The following is an 18,145-nucleotide window of genomic DNA, read 5'->3' on the forward strand; positions in this document are numbered from 1 at the left end:
CCCGGATCTCTGCTCGGGCGACCCGGTCAGGTGCAGACGGCGGTGGGCTCGATCAGGCCGACAGCCTGGGCGAGGTCACCGATGAACGACGTCGAGCGGCTCTCGGTGACCGCGGGCGGCACGAGGACCTCGACGGCCGGCTCGCGCCCGTACGTGGTGAACCGCCACGTGCCGTCGTCGCCCGCCTCGACGATCCAGTCGACCGTCCCGCCGGCGGACTCGACGCTCTGGCAGTCCGCGGACGGCCCCGGAGGCGTGACGCCGCACCGCAGCGTGACGGCCGCGCCGGGCTCGCCCCACGCGGTGGTGGCCTGTGCGTCGGTCTGGCGCTGGACGAGGTCGCCGGCGAGGGTCTCGGGCATCGCGAGCATGACCGGCGCGCAGGCGGGGTTCGCGGCGTCCTCGGCGGGGATCGCGCCGATCGTCGGGGCGCACGCGGCCAGCGGGACGACGGCGAGCGCGGCGAGGAGCGTCGCGGCGGCGCGCCGGGACCGGGGACGTCGCAGGGTGGGTGGGCGCAGCACGCGCCCACCGTACCCGGCGGCCCGAGATGGTCGAGCGCTTAGGGTCGTGCTCGTGACCGACGCCACCGCACCGCTCCCCGCCGCTCGGCCCGAGGGCGAGGTGCTCGTGCGCGACCTGTCCGAGGAGGAGCTGCTGGCCAGGGTCTTCCCGCTCCTGCCCGCGGGGGACGCGACGCTGCTCGGGCCGGGGGACGACGCGGCGGTGGTCGCCGCGCCGGACGGCCGGTTCGTCGTGACGACCGACGTCCTGGTCGAGGACCGGCACTTCCGCCGCCGCTGGTCGTCGGGCGACGACGTCGGGGCGCGTGCGGCGGTGCAGAACCTCGCCGACGTCGCGGCGATGGGCGCCCGCCCGACGGCGCTGGTGGTCTCGCTGGTGGTGCCGGGCAATGTCCCCGCGGCCTGGGTCGAGGGCCTGGCCCGCGGGGTGGCGGCGGCGTGCGCACCCGTCGGGGCCGCGGTGGTCGGCGGCGACCTGTCCGGCGGGGACGCCCTGGTGGTCGCGGTGACCGCCCACGGAGACCTCGAGGGCAGGGCGCCGGTGGTGCGCTCCGGGGCACGGCCGGGGGACGTCGTGGCGCACGCCGGGGTCAGAGGTCGCTCGGCCGCCGGGCTCGCCCTCCTGGGGGCCGGTGCCGCGTCGCCGGCTGACGGCGCCCCCGGGGCGTCGGGGCCGTCCGCGCCGTACGTGGCGGGCTACCTGCGCCCGCAGGCGCCCCTCGCCGCCGGTGTCGCGGCCGGGGCCGCGGGCGCGACGGCGATGCTCGACGTCTCCGACGGACTGTTGCGCGACGCCGGCCGGATGGCGCGGGCGAGCGGCGTGGTCGTCGACCTCGACGCCGCGGCGCTGCGCCCGGCGGTTCGCGGCCTGGAGGCCGCGGCCCGCGCGCTCGGGCTCGTCGGGCGCGCCGCGGCGGACCAGGCGCTGGACTGGGTGCTGTCGGGCGGGGAGGACCACGGCCTGCTCGCCACGTTCCCGCCCTCGGCGGCGCTCCCTGCGGGGTTCACCCCGATCGGGGTGGTGCGGGAACGGGCCGCGACGGGTCCGCGGGTGACGCTGGACGGGGCGGTGCCTGCCGTCGGGCCCGGGTGGGACCACTTCGGCGGCTGACCAGGCGCCGTCCGGCCGCGGCTCCGGGCCCTTCCGGGCGTCAGCCGCGGCGGAAGCGAACCTCGGTGACCGGGATGTCCGCGATGTCGTCGATGCGCTCGACGCCGTCGAGGGCGAAGCCGTGCCGGCGGTAGAAGTGGTGCGCCCGCTCGTTGTCGGCGAGGACCCACAGCGACATCGGCACGCCGTCGGGCACGCCGGCCAGGACGGTCCGCATGAGGTCGCGGGCGACGCCGCGGCCCCAGGCCTCCGGGTCGAGGTAGATCGCGTAGAGCTCGAGGTCCTCGTCCTCGGCGTCCTCGTCGCGCGACGGGCCGTAGCTGGCGAACCCCAGGAGGCGCCCGTCGCCCTCGGCGACGAGGACGGTGCCGCGCCCGGAGTCCAGGATCTGCTCCCACTGGGAGATCCGATCGGCGGGATCGAGCGAGTCGAGGTACTTCGCCGGGAGGACGCTCGAGTACGCGCTCTTCCACGAGGCGACATGGACCTGAGCGATGCGCGTCGCGTCGGCCACGTCCGCGGAACGGATCACCACGTCGTTATCGGTCTCCACCATCATCGCCTCAGGATGCCACGGAGGTGGCACCCTGGCCAAGGTGCGTTGGTGAATGCTTCACGAATTCTTTGCCGTTGCGGGGGTGTGCACGTCGTGCTCGGCGGCGCCCGGGCCGGTATCCGGCCCGTGTCCGGGCACAGCACGACGCCCGCCGGGTGAACCCGACGGGCGTCGATACGGTGTTACGTCTGAGACCGGGCAAGCCCGGCGCGGCGGCTCAGGCCTGTCGCGTGACCTTGCCGGCCTTGAGGCACGAGGTGCACACGTTGACACGCTTCGGGGTGCCCGCGACCACGGCACGCACGCGCTGGATGTTGGGGTTCCAGCGACGCTTGGTGCGGATGTGGGAGTGCGAGATGCTGTGCCCGAAGCCCGGGCCCTTGCCGCAGACGTCGCAGTTGGCAGCCACGGTGTCTCCTGAATCGTCGTGCACGTCCGGGTGCGCAGGGCAGCAGGACGTGGGTTCGGGTGTCTGGGGGAAGCCCAGGACAACCCGGGCAACCACACGAGGATAGCCGATGGAACGAGGCTGCCTCAACGTGGGGTCGGTCACCGCTACCGTGGGACCGCCGACCGGTGCCCTGTGGACCGGCGGCGGATCGTCCGACCGCCGGCGCACGAGCGCCCCCGAGGAGGTGCCCGTGCCGCACGTCGAGTCCCCTGTCGACGTCTGGGTCGACAACGTGGAGATGCTCGACGCCGCGGTGGTGCGCACCTGGGCCGTCCTCGCGGCCGAGGCCCTCGGGAGCGCGCGGGCGACGCTGGACGGCGCGAACGTGTTCCCCGTCGCGGACGGGGACACCGGCACCAACATGCACCTCACGCTGCGCGAGGGCGTCCACGCGGTGCGCGCCGAGCCCGTCGACGCGGGCGGTGCGCGCCTGCTGCGCCTGCTCGCCCGCGGCGCGCTGCTGGGGGCGCGCGGGAACTCGGGGAGCATCCTGTCGGAGTGGCTGCGCGGTCTCGCGGCGTCGGCCACTCGCCGCGCGTCGCTCGCGGAGGCGCTGGACGTCGCGGCCAGGACGGCCGCGCGTGCCGTGGCCCACCCGGCGCCCGGGACCATCCTCACGGCCGCCGAGGTCGCCGCCGGCGCGGCGCGGGAGGCCGCCGCCGGGCACGACCCGGCCGACCCGGCGTCCCGCCAGCGCGTGCTCGACGCCGCACGGGCCGGGGCGCGCCGCGCGGCCCTGGACAGCGGGCAGGCGCTCGCCGCGCTCCGCGACGCCGGAGTGCTGGACTCAGGGGCGGCGGGGCTGCTGCTGGTGCTGCACGCGCTCGCCGAGGCGCACCGCCGCTCGCTGCCGTACCCCTGCCTGACGGCGCCGGGCACCGCCGGACGAGCCGTGTCGGAGGCGCGCGGCACCATGTCGACCGTGACGCTCGACATCGACCTGCGTGAGCCGAGGGTGCGTGCGCCCGCCGACGGGGGCGCGCCCGCTGACGACGAGCTGGAGCTCATGTTCGTGCTCCACCGGCCGGGCGCGGCGGCGGAGTTCGGCGCCGGCGCCGTGGCAGACGAGCTGCGGCGGGACCTCGGCGCGGTCGGCGGGTCGGTGGTCGTGGTCGGGGGCGCCGACGGCGGCTCGGACGGCGGCTCCGACGGCGGCTCGGGCGGGGCCGGCGACGCGGACGCCGACCGTGACGCCGACCGTGACGCCGACCGTGACGCCGACGAGGAGACCCTCTGGCAGGCGCACGTGCACACGGCGGACCTGGCCGCGGCCCTGGCCGTCGCCCGGCGCTGGGCCGGGCGCGGCACGGTGTCCCGCGTGCACGTCCGCGACCTGGCGGCGACGCACCAGCACGGCGTCGCCCCGCCCGCGGGCACCGCGGGACGGGTCGCCTGGGGCCTCGTCGCGGCGACCGGCGCGCCCGGCCTGGCCGCCGACCTGGCGCGCGGGGGAGCGGTCGTGCTCGTCCACGTCGACGACCCCGTGACCGCGGACGAGCTCGCTGCGGCCGCGCTCGGACACCCCGCGCCCGGCGTGCTCGTCCTGTCCGGGCCGGTGGGCGGCGGGGCGGGCAGCGTGGTCCAGGCGGTGGCCGCGCACCGTGCCGCCGACACCGCCGCCGACGACGCCGCCGCCGCCGACGCCGCGACCGACGGCGCGACTGACGGCGTCGACCCGCCCGGGGCCACCGACACGGCGTCGGCCTCCGAAGGACCGGCGTCGGTCGTCGTCCTGGACGCAGGGACGGACGCCCACGTGGCCGTCGGGGCGGCGGCTCTGGCCGCCGCGGACGACGCCAGCGCCGCACGTGACGCTCTCGCCGGACTGCGGGTCGTGACCACGGACGCGGCGGGGGCTCCGGCAGCGCTCGACGGGCTGCTCGCCGAGGGTTACCCCGCCGTCGTGACGCTCCTCCTCGACGACGGGGTCCCGGCGGCGCTGGCCGGTGCGCTGGCCGAGCAGGTGGCGCGCCGGTCGGCGGACGCCGAGGTCGTGACGCTGTTGCGGGGCGTGCCGGGCGAGGGGGTCCAGCTCGCGATGGAGGTGGAGCGGTGACGGGTCGCGAGGCGGAGGCGCTGGCGAAGGTGCTCGGCGCGCGCAGCGCGACCCCGCTGGCGAAGCTGGGCCTGGAGACCGTCGGCGACCTGCTGCGGCACTACCCTCGCCGGTACGGTGACCCGGGCACGCTCACGGACATGGACCGGCTCGCCCTCGGCGAGCACGTCACGGTGATGGCACGGGTGGCCCGCGCGTCCGTGCGCACCATGCGCGCCCGCAGCGGTGCGCTCCTGCAGGCGGTCGTCACGGACGGCCGGCACGAGCTCGCGCTGACGTTCTTCGCCAAGCGCCCGGGTGCGCTGCGCCCGCACGAGGAGAAGCTCAAGCCGCAGAGTGTCGGGCTCTTCACCGGCGTCGTCAGCGAGTACCGCGGCACGCGCCAGCTCACGCACCCGGACTACGTCATGGTCGGCATCGACGCGGACGACGAGGAGTCCGCGATGTTCGAGGCGAGCCGGCCCATCCCGATCTACCCGGCCTCGTCGTCGGTGCCGAGCTGGCGCATCCAGCGCGCGGTGCGCACCGTGCTGGACCCGCTGAGGGCCGACGACGTCGAGGACCCGGTGCCGGTCGAGGTCCGGGCGCGGCTCGGCCTCGCAGGGAGGCTGGACACGCTCCGGGCCGTGCACACGCCCGCGGACAAGGAGTCGTGGGCCAAGGGTCGCGACCGGCTGCGGTTCGAGGAGGCGTTCGTCCTGCAGGCCGCGCTCGCGCAGCGACGGGCCCGCGCGGCCGAGCAGGAGGCGACGGCCCGCCCGCCGCGGCCGGTAGGGGAACCGAGCCTGCTCGCGGACCTCGACGCGGCGCTGCCGTTCGACCTCACGCAGGGCCAGCTCTCCGTCGGCGAGGACCTGGCGCGCGAGCTCTCGGAGCCCCGGCCCATGCAGCGGCTGCTGCAGGGCGAGGTGGGCTCCGGCAAGACGGTCGTGGCGCTGCGGGCCATGCTCCAGGTGATCGACGCCGGCGGGCAGGCGGCGCTGCTCGCGCCCACGGAGGTGCTCGCCGCGCAGCACGCCCGCACGCTGCGCCTGCTCCTGGGGCCGCTCGCCGAGGGCGGGCTGCTCGGGGGCGCCGAGCACGGCACGCAGGTGGCGCTGCTCACCGGGTCGCTGGGGGCCGCCGCCCGCAAGAAGGCCATGCTGCAGGCCGCGAGCGGGGAGGCGGGCATCGTCGTCGGGACGCACGCCCTGCTGTCGGAGAAGGTGCAGTTCGCTGACCTCGGCCTCGTCGTCGTCGACGAGCAGCACCGGTTCGGCGTCGAGCAGCGCGACGCCCTGCGCGCCAAGGGGCGCACCGCGCCGCACCTGCTCGTCATGACGGCCACGCCCATCCCGCGCACCGTGGCCATGACCGTCTTCGGGGACCTGGAGACGTCGTCGCTCACCCAGGTGCCGTCCGGACGTGCCGGCACGACGTCGCACGTCGTCCCGGCCGACAACCCGCGCTGGATGGAGCGCACCTGGACACGGGTGCGCGAGGAGGTCGACGCCGGGCACCGCGTGTACGTGGTGTGCCCGCGCATCCACCCCGACGAGGACCTGCCCGACGGCTCGTCCGCAGCGCGCCAGGACTTCGACGACGTCCCGGACCTGCTCGAGCTCGTGGACGCCGAGCCCGGCCGGTCAGGGGACCGTGCCCCGCTGCGGGCGGTGCTCGAGGTGGCCCCCATGCTGCGTGAGACCCCGGCGCTCGCGGGTCTCGAGGTGGGCGTGCTGCACGGCCAGATGGCGCCCGCGGACAAGGAGGCGGCCATGGCCGCGTTCGCCGCGGGCGAGGTCCAGGTGCTGGTCTCGACCACCGTGATCGAGGTGGGCGTGGACGTGCCGGAGGCGACCGTGATGGTGATCTTCGACGCGGACCGTTTCGGCCTGAGCCAGCTGCACCAGCTCCGCGGCCGGGTCGGGCGCGGCGCGGCCGCAGGCCTGTGCCTGCTCGTGTCCACCGCGCAGCCGGGCAGCCCGGCCGCCGCACGGGTCGAGGCCCTCGCCGAGACGACCGACGGGTTCCGGCTGGCGACGCTCGACCTCGAGCTCCGCTCGGAGGGCGACGTGCTCGGCGCGGCACAGTCGGGCAGGTCCAGCTCGCTGCGGCTCCTGCGGGTGGTGCAGGACGCCGACGTCATCGCCCGGGCGCGGCGCGAGGCGGCCGACGTCGTCGCCTCCGACCCGGGGCTGGACCAGCAGCCAGCGCTGCGCGCCGCCATCGCCGCCCGCCTCGACGAGGAGCAGGAGGAGTTCCTTGAACGTGCCTGACGGCCGCAGGCCGGGTACCGCGTGGACCCGGGGCCTGTTCCTCGCCGTGCTCGCCCTGGGGGTGGCGGTGCTGCTGCTCGGGGGTCACCGGCGGCTGCCGGACGCCGGCGGTCTGGCGAGCCTGGCCGGGACGTTCCTGCCGTGGCTGGGCCTCGTCCTGGTGGCCGTGCTCCTCGGGGCGGCGCTGCGCCGGTCCGCGACGGCGGCGCTCGCGGCGGTCGCCGCCGCGGGCGTGTGGATCTGGGTGTGCGGACCGCTCCAGGCCGAGCCGCTCGCGCCGCGCGGTGGCCAGGGGCTCGTCGTCGTGCAGCACAACGTGGCCGACACCAACACGGACCCGGACCGGACGGCGCAGGTCCTGCTGGCCTCCCAGCCCGACGTCGTCACGCTCGTCGAGGTGACCCCGGCGCTGGCCGGTGCGTTCACGGCGGCGTTCGGCGACGACCTGCCGCACCACGCCGTGCAGGGGACCGTCGGCGTGTGGTCACGGCACCCGCTCACCGGCGCGGAGCCGGTCGACCTTCGTCCCACCAGCGTCGACGCCTCGTGGGACCGCGGGCTGCGCGTGACCGTCGACCTCGAGAAAGGGCCGGACCCCCGCGTGTACGCGGTGCACCTGCCGTCGGTGCGGTTCGGCTCGGCGGGCCTCGAGTCGGAGCTGCGCGACGAGAGCGTCGGCCGGCTCGCGGCGGTGCTCGCGGACGACGACGCCCGGGCGCTCGTCGTGGCCGGCGACCTCAACGCGACGGTCGACGACCGCGCGCTGGAGCCGGTCCTGGCGCACGTGGCCGCGGCGCCGGCGACCCTCGGGTTCACGTTCCCGGCGTCCGCGCCGGCGGTCCGCATCGACCACGTCCTGGCGCGCGGCGCGGTCGTGACCGGCGTCGACGTGCTGGTGCGCACGGCCAGCGACCACCTCCCGGTGGCGGCCACCGTCGCGCTGCCCGAGCGTTGACCACAGCGTCGGGGCAGCGTCGGGGGCGGCGTCGAGGGGAGGGCCGACGGCGACCGCAGGGTCCGCACCGGCGCTGCTGGTGCGGCCGGGCCACCGGGATACGCTCGGCGCCATGACGAGGATCGTGGCCGGTACCTTCGGCGGACGTACCATCGCCGTCCCTGCGCAGGGCACCCGCCCCACGAGCGAGCGGGTCCGCGAGGCGATCTTCTCCCGTCTGGTGCACCTGGACGTGCTCGACGGCGCCCGGGTGCTCGACCTGTACGCGGGATCGGGCGCGCTGGGCCTGGAGGCGGCGAGCCGGGGCGCGGCCGAGGTGGTGCTCGTCGAGTCCGCCCGCAAGGCGGCCGACGTCGCGCGGCGCAACGTGGTCTCCCTCGGCCTGCGCGACGTCGTGCACGTGGTGGCCGACACGGTCGAGCGGTTCGCGGCGCAGGCCGCCGCGGCGCCGGGCGCGCGCCCCTACGACCTGGTGTTCCTGGACCCGCCCTACGACCTCGCGGACGACGTCCTGGTCGCGGTGCTGGGGCACCTCGCCACGCCGGGGCTGCTCGACGACGGCGCCGTCGTCGTCGTGGAGCGCTCGACGCGCAGCCCGGAGCCGGCGTGGCCGTCCGGCCTGGCGCCGTTCTCCCGCAAGGACTACGGCGAGACGGCGGTGCACTACGCCGAGCCAAATCCCCGCCTTCCGTGACGTGTCGTCATACGGTGACCGCGTGAGCATCGCCGTCTGCCCCGGGTCGTTCGACCCGATCACCCTCGGTCACCTCGACATCGTGCGCCGCGCGCGTCGCATGTTCGACGTCGTGGTGGTGGGGGTCGCACGCAACGCCTCGAAGACGGCGCTGCTGCCCCCGGAGCAGCGGGTCGAGCTGGCCCGGGGGGTCCTCGCGGACGACCCGGAGACGGCGGACGTGCGGGTCGCGGAGGTGCCGGGACTGCTGGTCGACTTCTGCCGCCAGGTGGGGGCCGTCGCGGTGGTCAAGGGGCTGCGGGGCGGCGCGGACTTCGACGCCGAGCTGCCGATGGCGCTGATGAACCGTCATCTGTCCGGGCTGGAGACGATCTTCGTGCCCGGCGACCAGCGGTTCGAGCACGTCGCGTCGTCGCTGGTCAAGGATGTGGCCCGGTTCGGCGGGCCGATCGACGACCTCGTACCGCCAGGGGTCGGGGACGTGGTGCGGGCGGCACTGGCAGGGCGAAGGAGCGAGGGATGAACAAGGCGAGCGCCTCGGCGCAGGAGAACCCGACGGCAGGACTGCTGGAGATCCTCGACGATCTCGCGGCGCTGGTGGAGAACGCGCGGTCCAGCCCGCTGTCGACGAACGTCAAGCTGGACCGCGAGCAGGCGCTCGGCCTGGTCGACGAGCTGCGCGACGCGCTGCCCACCCAGGTGGCGCGGGCCGACGAGGTGCTCGCCGACGCGCAGGCGGCGCTCGACGCCGCCCACCGGCAGGCGGAGGAGATCGTCGCGACGGCGCGGGCCCGTGCCATCGAGCTGGTGGAGGCCGAGCAGGTGGTGGTCCAGGCGAAGTCGCGGGCGGCCGAGATCGTGGCGGACGCCGAGCAGCGCGCCGCACGGCTGCGTTCCGACGCCGACCAGTACTGCGACGGGCGGCTCGCGGACTTCCAGCAGGACCTGGACGCGCTGGGCGCGCAGGTGCGGGCCGGCCGGGAGAAGCTCTCGGAGCGGCTCGAGCAGGGCACGCCGCGCGTGCGGTGGGACGCCGTGCAGGACCCGGCGTGGCCCCGGCAGCGGGCCCGGGCCGAGCGCGGGGCGTGAGAGACGGGTCACGTCCCCGCCCCGTGCGGATCGCCCCCGTGATGGCCTAGACTGGACCGCTGGCCCGGCAACGGGCTACGGGCAGCCTGGCTGCCACCCACCCCCTTGAGTCCCGTCGTCCTTGGAGCCTGCCATCAGCACCGAGAAGCGTTCGCCGCTCGTGCTCGACACGCACGAGCTCTCCCGTCGTCCCGGGACGATGGTGGAGGTCGCCAAGGTCGTCAAGGCTCCCGCGGACATGGGCACCACCGTCATCGGTGTCCCCGAGGGCGACGACCTGACGCTGGGGCTCCGGCTCGAGTCGGTCATGGAGGGTGTGCTCGTCACGGGTGTCGTGCGCGGCACGGCGGTCGGCGAGTGCGTCCGCTGCCTCGACACGGTCTCCCAGCAGGTCACGGTCCGCGTCCAGGAGCTCTTCGCGTATCCTGAGCGGGCTCAGGCTGCTGAGGAGTCCGGTGACGAGGACGCCGAGGACGAAGCCGTCCTGGTCGACGACCAGGCCGACCTGGAGCCCGCGGTTCGGGATTCGCTGGTCACTGCACTACCATTTCAACCGCTGTGTCGTCCGGACTGCCCCGGGCTGTGCTCCGAGTGCGGAGCGCGGCTGGCGGACGACCCGGATCACCATCATGACCTCGTCGACCCCCGGTGGTCGGCGCTGCAGACCATGCTCGAGCAGTCGAGCGTGTCCGACGAGACGAAAGAGAGCTAGCCGTGGCTGTTCCGAAGCGCAAGATGTCGCGCAGCAACACCCGTGCGCGCCGTTCGCAGTGGAAGACCACCGCCGCGGCCCTCACGACGTGCCCGAGCTGCAAGGGGCAGAAGCTGTCCCACGCCGCGTGCCCCACCTGCGGCACCTACAAGGGCCGCCAGTACGCCGAGGCGCTGCGCACCGAGCACGCGGGCTGACATGCCTGCACCCGGCAACCGGGATCGTCCGGTGCCGACCGCTCTTCTCGAGAAGCTCGGGGTCCACCTGGACCCCGAGCTTCTCGTGCTTGCGCTGACGCACCGGTCGTTCGCGCACGAGGCCGGCGGCATCCCGACGAACGAGCGCCTCGAGTTCCTGGGCGACACCGTGCTCGGCCTCGTCGTCACCGAGGCCCTGTACCGGCGGCACCCGGACCAGCCCGAGGGCGAGCTGGCGAAGATGCGCGCGGCGACCGTGTCGCAGCGCGCGCTGGCCGCCGTCGCCCGCCGTCTGGAGCTCGGCCGCTACGTGCTGCTCGGCAAGGGGGAGATGCGCACGCGCGGCTTCGACAAGGACTCGATCCTGTCGGACACCGTCGAGTCGCTCATCGGTGCGACCTACCTCTCGCACGGCCTGGAGACCGCCCGCGGGCTGGTGCACCGGCTCGTCGACTCCACCCTGGACGCGGCCGCCGACCTCGGCGCCGGCCTGGACTGGAAGACGTCGCTGCAGGAGGCCACTGCCGAGCGCGGCTTCGCCGCGCCGATGTACGAGGTCACGGGCGAGGGGCCGGAGCACGCCCGCGTCTTCCAGGCGCAGGTCACCGCCGGTCCGGTGCTCGGGCTCGGTACGGGGACGGCGAAGAAGCACGCCGAGCAGGCTGCCGCGGAGCAGGCGTACCACGCCCTGCAGGCCCTCGACTCGGTCTCCGATGCGGCCACCGGCACCGACGACGCCACGGTCGAGCAGCCCGCGGGCGGTGAGGGCGCGAGTGCCTGAGCTGCCCGAGGTCGAGACCGTCCGCGACGGTCTCGACCGGCTCGCCGTGGGCGCGGTCGTGTCCGACGTCGAGGTGTTCCGCGACTACTCGGTGCGGCGGCACGCCGGAGGGCCGGCAGGGTTCGCGGACGAGCTGCGCGGGCGGCGCCTCGCCGCCGCCGTGCGCCGTGGCAAGTACCTGTGGCTCCCGCTCGCCGATCAGACCGAGCCGGCTGCAGCGCTGCTCGCGCACCTGGGCATGTCGGGCCAGCTCCTGGTGCGCGACCCCGCGGTCGTGGACGACTGGACCCACCCGCACCTGCGCGTGCGGCTGCACCTCGACGGTGCGCCGTCCGGCGCGCGCTACCTCGACTTCGTCGACCAGCGCACGTTCGGTCACCTGTCGGTCGTCGACCTTGCCCCGACGCCGGACGGTGCGCCCGGCGGCCACGGCAGCCCGCTCGCCGCGGTGCCGGAGCCTGCCGCGCACATCGGCCGCGACCCGCTGGACCCGGCGTTCGACGTCGACGCGGTGGTCGCGGCGGTCCGCCGTCGGCGTACGGGGATCAAGCGCGCGCTGCTCGACCAGACGCTGCTGTCCGGCGTGGGGAACATCTACGCCGACGAGGCGCTGTGGCGCGCCCGCCTGCACTTCGCCCGCGCCACGGACCGGCTCCGCCCGGTCGAGGTCCGCCGGGCGCTCGACGCCGCGACCGAGGTCATGACGGAGTCCCTGGCCCAGGGCGGCACGAGCTTCGACGCCCTGTACGTCAACGTCAACGGGGAGTCCGGGTACTTCGCCCGCGGCCTGGCCGTGTACGGGCGCGAGGGCGAGCCCTGCCCGCGGTGCGGCACGCCGGTGCGGCGCGACGCGTTCATGAACCGCTCGTCGTACACCTGCCCGGTCTGCCAGCCCCGGCCCCGCGCCGGCCGCTGGTGAGGTCGTCCCTCAGCGGCTGAGCGCCCAGTCGGCCAGGGCGTCGACGGCGTCCTCCCTGAGCGCCGGCGATCCGGCGTGCCGCATCGCGTACTCGCCGAGCAGGGTGCGGTAGACCACGGCGGCGCGGAGCTCCGGCTGGGGCGCCTCGGCGTCGGTGAGCAGTCGCACGAGGTAGGCGACGCGCACCTCGTCGATCTCCTGCACCACGGTGCGTGCACGCTCCTCGCGGGCGGCCCAGGCCCGGACCGCGCCGTCGAACCCGCGGTCGGCGTGCGCGAAGGCGAGCCGCACGAGGCGGTGCAGCCGGCGCGCGGGATCGTCGCCGGCGGCCTGCTCCACCTGCGTGATGACGCCGGCGGTGCCGGCGTCGCGCCAGTACACCAGGAGCGCGCCGAGCAGTGCGGCGCGGTCGGGGAAGTGCCAGTAGAAGCTGCCCTTCGAGACGCCGAGCTCCTTGGCGAGCGGCTCGACACGGACGGCGTCGACGCCGTCCGCCGCGAGCCGGCGGGCGGCGGCACGGACCCAGTCGTGGGCGGTGAGCGTGGCCACCCGTTGACCATACGTCACCGTATGGCTACCGTGGCCATACGCCACCGTATGGAGGATCTGGATGTCGACCGCCGCTGCCGTCCCGCTCATCGTCATCGCCGTCACGCACTCCGTCCTGGGGGAGCACGTGATCATCCGGCCCCTGCTCGCCGCACCCGGCTGGAGTGTGCGGCTCGCCCGCCCCTGGGCGGACCGCCTGCTGCGCGTCATCTGGCACCTGCTCTCCGTCGCCTGGGCCGGCCTCGCCGTGCTCCTGCTCGGGGCCTCGGTCCCCGTGGTCACCGGCGTGGTCTGCCTGCTGACCGGCGCCGCGATCTTCGCGTGTGCGCCGGGCCACCTGTCCTGGCCCTTCTTCGCCACCGCGGGGCTCCTCGCGCTGGCGGCGGGCGGGGCCCTCCCCGACGCAGCGCTGTGGGCCGGCGTCGTGCTCGCCGTGGTCACGGCGCTCGTCGCCGCCGGGTTCCACGTGGCCTGGGCCGCCGGGTCGCGGGCGGGCGCGACCCGGGTGCTGCCGACACGCCGGGGCACGCACGAACCGACGGTGCGCCCGCCGGTGGTAGCGACACTGGCGGCCGCGGTCGCGTTGTCCGCCTACGTGGGCGTCGTCGTCGCGCTGGTGCTCGGCGCCGCGGGCGCGGGGTGGCGGGTGCTCGGCGTCGTGGTGCTCGTCGTGCTGCTGGCGCGGGTCGTGGGCGACGGGCGCTACGTGGGAATCCTCAAGCGGGTGCGGGGCACGCGGTTCGCGCACGCGGACGACCGGTGGTGGACCCCGGCCGTCGGGCTGCTCGCCGCCGGTGCCGCCGCGAGCCTCGCGCTCGCGGCCTGAGCCCGAGCCCGCCTCGACCTGCGGCGCCGACAGCCTCCGGCGGCGTGGAGCGTGGTCGCCCCAGGCCCGATCACCGAGGGACGACGTTGCGCAGCCCGACCGCGCCGTCGGCCAGCCAGGCCCGCAGCTGCTCGGCGACGAACGCCGCCGCGCCCTGCGGGCGCCCGCCGGCGACGTGCGGGGTGAGGATCAGGTGCGGCGCCTCCCACAGGGGCGAGCCGGTGGGCAGCGGCTCGGTCTCGGTGACGTCCAGCGCGGCACCGGCGATCGTCCCGTCGCGCAGAGCGGCGACGAGCGCCTCCTCGTCGACGGTGGCGCCGCGCCCGGCGTTGACGAACCGGGCGTGGGAGGGCAGCAGGCCGAGCGTCGGTGCGTCGAGCACGTGCCGGGTGTCCGGTGTCGCGGGCAGCAGGGAGATCAGCACGTCCGTCGTGGGCAGGATCTCGTCGATGGACGACGCGGCCACCACGGGGAACCCGTAGCGCTCGCCCGCCGACGACGCCACGCCCGTCACCTGCGCGCCGAGCGCGGCGAGCTGGGGTGCCAGGACCGCGGCGATCGACCCGAAGCCCCACACGGTGACACGGGCGCCGTGCAGCGTGAACAGGGCCTCGTCGCGAGCCTGCTCGCGGCCCAGCTCGCGGTCCCACGTGTGGTCGTGCTGGGCGGCGAGCGTCCGGTCGAGCCGGCGCACCGACGCGAGCACGAGGGCGAGCGTGTGCTCGGCGACGGGCGTGTCGTGCAGGGAGCGGCCCGAGGAGATCACGACGCCGGGCGCGAACCCGGCGGCCAGCGCCTGGTCCGGCCCGGCGTTCAGCGTCTGCACCCAGCGCAGCCGGGTCAGCCTGCGGGCGGCGTCGTCCAGCACCCGCTGCGGGCTCGACCAGGTGACCAGCGCCTCGGCGTCGACGTGCTCGGCCGGGATCTCGTCGCGCATCACGTAGCCGGCCACCTCGACCCCCTCGACGTCGATCGTGAGGTCGAAGGGCACGTTGCTGGGCACGAGGATCTTCACGCCTCGGGACGCTACCAGCCGGTCATGCGGCAGCATGGGCCCATGACGACGACGTCACGGACGACTCCCGTGCTCGCCCGGTACGACGCCGTGGTGGTGGGCGGCGGCCACAACGGGCTCACGGCGGCGGCCTACCTCGCCCGGGCGGGCCGCAGCGTGCTCGTGCTGGAGCGCCTGGACCACACCGGCGGGGCGGCCGTGTCCGCCCGGGCGTTCGACGGGGTCGACGCGCTGCTGTCGCGCTACTCCTACCTGGTCTCGCTCCTGCCCCGCCAGGTGATCGACGAGCTGGGCCTGGCGATCACGCTGCGCCGCCGCCGCTACTCCTCGTACACGCCCGTGGGCGACGCGGGGCTGCTCGTCGACACCGGGTCGGCCGCCGCGACGGCGGCCTCGTTCGCCGCCGTCGGCGCGGGCGCGGCCGACCACGACGCGTGGCGCCGCTTCTACGGCGCGACCGGACGCCTCGCCCGGCGGCTGTTCCCGACGGTGACCGCGCCGCTGCTGTCCCGGGCCGAGGCCCGCGCCCTGGTCGACGACGACGAGACCTGGCGCGCCGTCGTCGAGCGCCCGCTCGGCGAGACGCTTCGCGCGGCGTTCGCCCACGACGTGGTGCGCGGCGTCGCCGCCACCGACGGGCTCATCGGCACGTTCGCGGACCTCGACGACGCGGACCTGCGGCAGAACCGCTGCTTCCTGTACCACGTGGTCGGCGGGGGGACGGGGGACTGGGACGTTCCGGTCGGCGGCATGGGCGCCGTGACCGGTGCCCTGCGGGACGCGGCGCTCGCGGCGGGCGCGGAGATCGTCACGCGGGCGGACGTCACCGCCGTCGAGCCGGGCGGCGGCGACCGCGAGGCCGAGGTGACGTGGACCGACGACGACGGCCGGGCGAGGGCCGTCGCGGCCGGGGCGGTGCTGTCCGGGGCAGCACCGGCGACCTTGGACCGGTTGCTCGGCGCGGCCGGTGCCGCGCCGAGCGGACGGGCCACGGATCAGGCGCCCGAGGGCGCTCAGCTCAAGGTCAACGTGCTGCTGCGCCGGCTGCCACGGCTGCGCGACGGCGTGGACCCGGTCGCCGCCTTCAGCGGCACGTTCCACGTGAACGAGTCGTTCGACCAGCTCCAGGCCGCCCACGCCCAGGCCGCCGGCGGGCGGGTCCCCGACCTGCCGCCGTGCGAGATCTACTGCCACTCCCTGACGGACCCGTCCGTCCTGGGTCCCGAGCTGCGGGCGGCGGGGGCACAGACGCTCACGCTCTTCGGCCTGCACATGCCCGCGCGGCTGTTCCGCACCGACCCCGACGGCGCCCGCGACCGGGCGCTCGCGGCCACGCTCGCGTCCCTCGACTCCGTGCTGGCCGAGCCGGTCGCCGACGTGCTGCTGCACGACGCCGACGGGCGGCCGTGCCTCGAGGCGCGGACGCCCGTCGACCTGGAGGGCGACGTCGGCCTGCCGGGCGGCAACATCTTCCACCGCGACCTGTCGTGGCCGTGGGCGGACGACGGCGGCCACGCGGAGCGCGAGGACGGCCTCGACGCCCCGGGGTCGTGGGGCGTCGAGACCGTGCACCCGCGCGTCCTCGTGGCGGGGGCCGGGGCCCGCCGCGGTGGGGGAGTGAGCGGCATCCCCGGTCGCGCGGCGGCGATGGCGACGTTGGGGACCTGACGACCGGCGCGCCTGGCCGGCCCGGGCGGGCCCGGCGCCTCGGTCAGCGGATCTCCACCCGCAGCAGGCGCCGCATGCCGAGCACGAGCGGCACCACCAGCCAGAGCACGGCCGTGGTGCCGAGCTGGGCCCACTGCTCGCCGGTCATGGTCCCGGCGAAGAGGCTGAGCTGGCCGTGGGTGAGGTCCACCCACGGCGCGACGTCGCCGTACCACTCCTGGGCGCCGGCCAGCATGCTGGAGAGCGTCGGGACCACGAGCGCGAACACGAAGTAGCCCACCAGCGCGGCGGGGGAGCTGCGCAGCACCACCGCGAGGGTGAACGCCGCCGCCATCCCGATCGCCTGGAACAGGGTGAGGAACAGGTGCTCGGCGGCCGACACGTCCCACACCGGGTCGATCCCGGCGACGGCGGCCGCCGCGACGTTGCCCGCCGCGGACAGCGCGAAGCACAGCGCCATCGCGGCCAGGACCACCCCGGCGGCGCACGCGGCCTTGGCGCCGATGACGCGACCCCGGCGGGGCACGAAAGCGAACGTCGTCAGTCCGCCCCGCTGGCTCCACTCACCGGTCACGGAGAGCAGGCCCACCATCGGGATCATGAGCGACCATGGGTAGCCGATCGTGTTGACGAACATGGCGTACGTGATGTCGCCGGTGGGCTGGAACGCGATGACCATGGGCACGGCGGCGAGCGCCACGATGCCGATGCTGGCCAGCAGCCAGAAGCTGGACCTGGTGTCGAACATCTTGCGCAGCTCGACCCCGACCAGCCGGCGGAAGGGGACGGGCGCGGTGCGGCGGGGCACCACGACGGCGCGGAGGGTGGCGGTGGCGGCGACGGTGGTCATGCGGAGGCTCCGGTCGGGATGGGCGCGGACCCGACGGCCTCGCGCGCGGTGGCGGCGGTGAGCTCGAGGAACATGTCCTCCAGGCCGGCACCGTCGGCGGTGCGCAGCTCGGTGACGGCGAGACCGGCGCCGAACGCCAAGCGTCCGGCGGTGCCGGGGCCGGCGTCGGTGAGGACGGCGTCGCCGGACGGCGTGACGTGGTGCCCGGCGCCGGCGAGCGCGGCGCCGAGGGCGACGACGTCGTCCGCACGCACCAGCGTCCGGGCGCCGGCCAGCAGGTCCGTCGTGGGTCCTTGGGCGACGACGCGCCCGGAGCCGATCATGACGATGTCGTCGGCGATCATCTCCACCTCGGCGAGCAGGTGGCTGGACAGCAGCACCGTGCCACCGTCGTCGGCGAAGCCGCGCAGCAGGTCGCGCATCCACCTGATGCCGGCGGGGTCGAGCCCGTTGGCGGGCTCGTCGAGCACGAGGACGCGCGGGTCCCCGAGCAGCGCGGTGGCGATCCCCAGGCGCTGGCGCATGCCGAGGGAGTAGTCGCGCACACGACGCCGGGACTCGGCGCGGGTGAGGCCGACGAGCTCGAGCGACTCGTCGACGCGGGCGGCGGGCAGGCCCATGGTGCGCTGGGCGAGCACGAGGGTCTCGCGCCCGGTGCGGCCGCCGTGCTGGGCGGAGGCGTCCAGCAGGACGCCGATCTCGAGCCCGGGGTTCGGCAGGTCGGCGTACCGGTGGCCGAGCACGGTGGCACTGCCCGACGTCGCCGTGGCGAGTCCTGCGAGGATCCGCAGGGTGGTCGACTTCCCGGCACCGTTGGGCCCGAGGAAGCCGGTGACGCGGCCGGGGGACGCTGTGAACGACACATCGTCCACGGCCGCGAGCCGGCCGTAGCGCTTCGTCAAGGACGTGATGGTGATCATGGCCACGACGCTAGGCC

Annotated in this window: 20 protein-coding genes; 13 read left to right on the forward strand and 7 right to left on the reverse strand. The window is 75.8% G+C overall.

Annotation, left to right across the window (positions count from 1 at the left end):
• Positions 1–26: 26 nt before the first annotated feature.
• Positions 27–524: a DUF3515 family protein gene (locus LEP48_RS09915; protein WP_225565438.1), complete on the reverse strand. Its 498-nt coding sequence runs from the start codon at positions 522–524 to the stop codon at positions 27–29.
• A 52-nt stretch (positions 525–576) separates the two neighbouring features.
• Here LEP48_RS09915 and LEP48_RS09920 point away from each other — a divergent pair, with 52 nt between their 5' ends.
• On the forward strand, positions 577–1,635 hold the full coding sequence (locus tag LEP48_RS09920) for a thiamine-phosphate kinase (RefSeq protein ID WP_225565439.1): 1,059 nt from the start codon (positions 577–579) through the stop codon (positions 1,633–1,635).
• 40 nt (positions 1,636–1,675) lie between these two features.
• Here the strand turns inward: LEP48_RS09920 and LEP48_RS09925 are convergent, their stop codons facing one another.
• Both LEP48_RS09925 and rpmB read right to left on the reverse strand, forming a co-directional pair.
• On the reverse strand, positions 1,676–2,194 hold the full coding sequence (locus LEP48_RS09925; RefSeq protein ID WP_225565440.1) for a GNAT family N-acetyltransferase: 519 nt from the start codon (positions 2,192–2,194) through the stop codon (positions 1,676–1,678).
• Positions 2,195–2,408: 214 nt separating this feature from the next.
• Complete coding sequence (gene rpmB, locus LEP48_RS09930; protein ID WP_069984843.1) at positions 2,409–2,600, reverse strand: 50S ribosomal protein L28; 192 nt, start codon at positions 2,598–2,600, stop codon at positions 2,409–2,411.
• Positions 2,601–2,709: 109 nt separating this feature from the next.
• Between rpmB and LEP48_RS09935 the strand changes: the two genes are divergently transcribed.
• The 10 genes from LEP48_RS09935 to mutM all read left to right on the forward strand — a co-directional run bounded on the left by LEP48_RS09935 (position 2,710) and on the right by mutM (position 12,300).
• Positions 2,710–4,698, forward strand: a complete 1,989-nt coding sequence (locus LEP48_RS09935) for a DAK2 domain-containing protein (RefSeq protein WP_225565441.1) — start codon at positions 2,710–2,712, stop codon at positions 4,696–4,698.
• Positions 4,695–6,953 (forward strand): ATP-dependent DNA helicase RecG, encoded by a 2,259-nt coding sequence (locus LEP48_RS09940; RefSeq protein ID WP_225565442.1) that lies wholly within the window; start codon positions 4,695–4,697, stop codon positions 6,951–6,953. Before LEP48_RS09935 ends, LEP48_RS09940 begins: the two co-directional genes overlap by 4 nt.
• Positions 6,946–7,908: an endonuclease/exonuclease/phosphatase family protein gene (locus LEP48_RS09945; protein ID WP_225565611.1), complete on the forward strand. Its 963-nt coding sequence runs from the start codon at positions 6,946–6,948 to the stop codon at positions 7,906–7,908. Before LEP48_RS09940 ends, LEP48_RS09945 begins: the two co-directional genes overlap by 8 nt.
• Before the next feature lie 112 nt (positions 7,909–8,020).
• Positions 8,021–8,602 (forward strand): 16S rRNA (guanine(966)-N(2))-methyltransferase RsmD, encoded by a 582-nt coding sequence (gene rsmD / locus LEP48_RS09950; protein WP_225565443.1) that lies wholly within the window; start codon positions 8,021–8,023, stop codon positions 8,600–8,602.
• A 22-nt stretch (positions 8,603–8,624) separates the two neighbouring features.
• The gene (gene coaD / locus LEP48_RS09955) at positions 8,625–9,125 is read left to right on the forward strand and encodes a pantetheine-phosphate adenylyltransferase (protein WP_225565444.1); all 501 of its coding nucleotides are present in this window, start codon (positions 8,625–8,627) and stop codon (positions 9,123–9,125) included.
• Complete coding sequence (locus tag LEP48_RS09960) at positions 9,122–9,691, forward strand: hypothetical protein (RefSeq protein WP_225565445.1); 570 nt, start codon at positions 9,122–9,124, stop codon at positions 9,689–9,691. Before coaD ends, LEP48_RS09960 begins: the two co-directional genes overlap by 4 nt.
• Before the next feature lie 160 nt (positions 9,692–9,851).
• Positions 9,852–10,403, forward strand: coding sequence for a YceD family protein (locus tag LEP48_RS09965; protein ID WP_225565612.1), 552 nt, complete (start codon positions 9,852–9,854; stop codon positions 10,401–10,403).
• Positions 10,404–10,405: 2 nt separating this feature from the next.
• Entirely contained in the window at positions 10,406–10,600 is a 195-nt protein-coding gene (rpmF, locus tag LEP48_RS09970) for a 50S ribosomal protein L32 (RefSeq protein ID WP_225565446.1), read from the forward strand.
• A gap of 1 nt (position 10,601) precedes the next feature.
• Complete coding sequence (gene rnc / locus LEP48_RS09975; RefSeq protein ID WP_225565447.1) at positions 10,602–11,381, forward strand: ribonuclease III; 780 nt, start codon at positions 10,602–10,604, stop codon at positions 11,379–11,381.
• Positions 11,374–12,300, forward strand: coding sequence for a bifunctional DNA-formamidopyrimidine glycosylase/DNA-(apurinic or apyrimidinic site) lyase (gene mutM, locus LEP48_RS09980; RefSeq protein ID WP_225565448.1), 927 nt, complete (start codon positions 11,374–11,376; stop codon positions 12,298–12,300). Before rnc ends, mutM begins: the two co-directional genes overlap by 8 nt.
• A gap of 9 nt (positions 12,301–12,309) precedes the next feature.
• Here the strand turns inward: mutM and LEP48_RS09985 are convergent, their stop codons facing one another.
• The gene (locus LEP48_RS09985; protein ID WP_225565449.1) at positions 12,310–12,849 is read right to left on the reverse strand and encodes a TetR/AcrR family transcriptional regulator; all 540 of its coding nucleotides are present in this window, start codon (positions 12,847–12,849) and stop codon (positions 12,310–12,312) included.
• A 61-nt stretch (positions 12,850–12,910) separates the two neighbouring features.
• On the opposite strand from LEP48_RS09985, the gene LEP48_RS09990 reads away from it, so the two are divergent.
• On the forward strand, positions 12,911–13,675 hold the full coding sequence (locus tag LEP48_RS09990; RefSeq protein WP_225565450.1) for a DUF3995 domain-containing protein: 765 nt from the start codon (positions 12,911–12,913) through the stop codon (positions 13,673–13,675).
• A gap of 70 nt (positions 13,676–13,745) precedes the next feature.
• On the opposite strand, the gene LEP48_RS09995 is transcribed toward LEP48_RS09990, so the two are convergent.
• Positions 13,746–14,690: a phosphoglycerate dehydrogenase gene (locus LEP48_RS09995; RefSeq protein WP_225565451.1), complete on the reverse strand. Its 945-nt coding sequence runs from the start codon at positions 14,688–14,690 to the stop codon at positions 13,746–13,748.
• Positions 14,691–14,732: 42 nt separating this feature from the next.
• Here LEP48_RS09995 and LEP48_RS10000 point away from each other — a divergent pair, with 42 nt between their 5' ends.
• On the forward strand, positions 14,733–16,358 hold the full coding sequence (locus LEP48_RS10000) for a phytoene desaturase family protein (RefSeq protein WP_225565452.1): 1,626 nt from the start codon (positions 14,733–14,735) through the stop codon (positions 16,356–16,358).
• Between the two features lie 43 nt (positions 16,359–16,401).
• Here the strand turns inward: LEP48_RS10000 and LEP48_RS10005 are convergent, their stop codons facing one another.
• Positions 16,402–17,208: an ABC transporter permease gene (locus LEP48_RS10005; protein WP_225565453.1), complete on the reverse strand. Its 807-nt coding sequence runs from the start codon at positions 17,206–17,208 to the stop codon at positions 16,402–16,404.
• Positions 17,205–18,128 carry an ABC transporter ATP-binding protein gene (locus LEP48_RS10010; RefSeq protein WP_225565454.1) on the reverse strand — a complete coding sequence of 308 codons (924 nt, stop codon included), beginning with the start codon at positions 18,126–18,128 and terminating at the stop codon, positions 17,205–17,207. Before LEP48_RS10010 ends, LEP48_RS10005 begins: the two co-directional genes overlap by 4 nt.
• Between the last annotated feature and the right edge of the window lie 17 nt (positions 18,129–18,145).

Origin of the sequence: Isoptericola luteus (genome assembly GCF_020297055.1) — a bacterium.
GTDB lineage: Bacteria > Actinomycetota > Actinomycetes > Actinomycetales > Cellulomonadaceae > Isoptericola > Isoptericola luteus.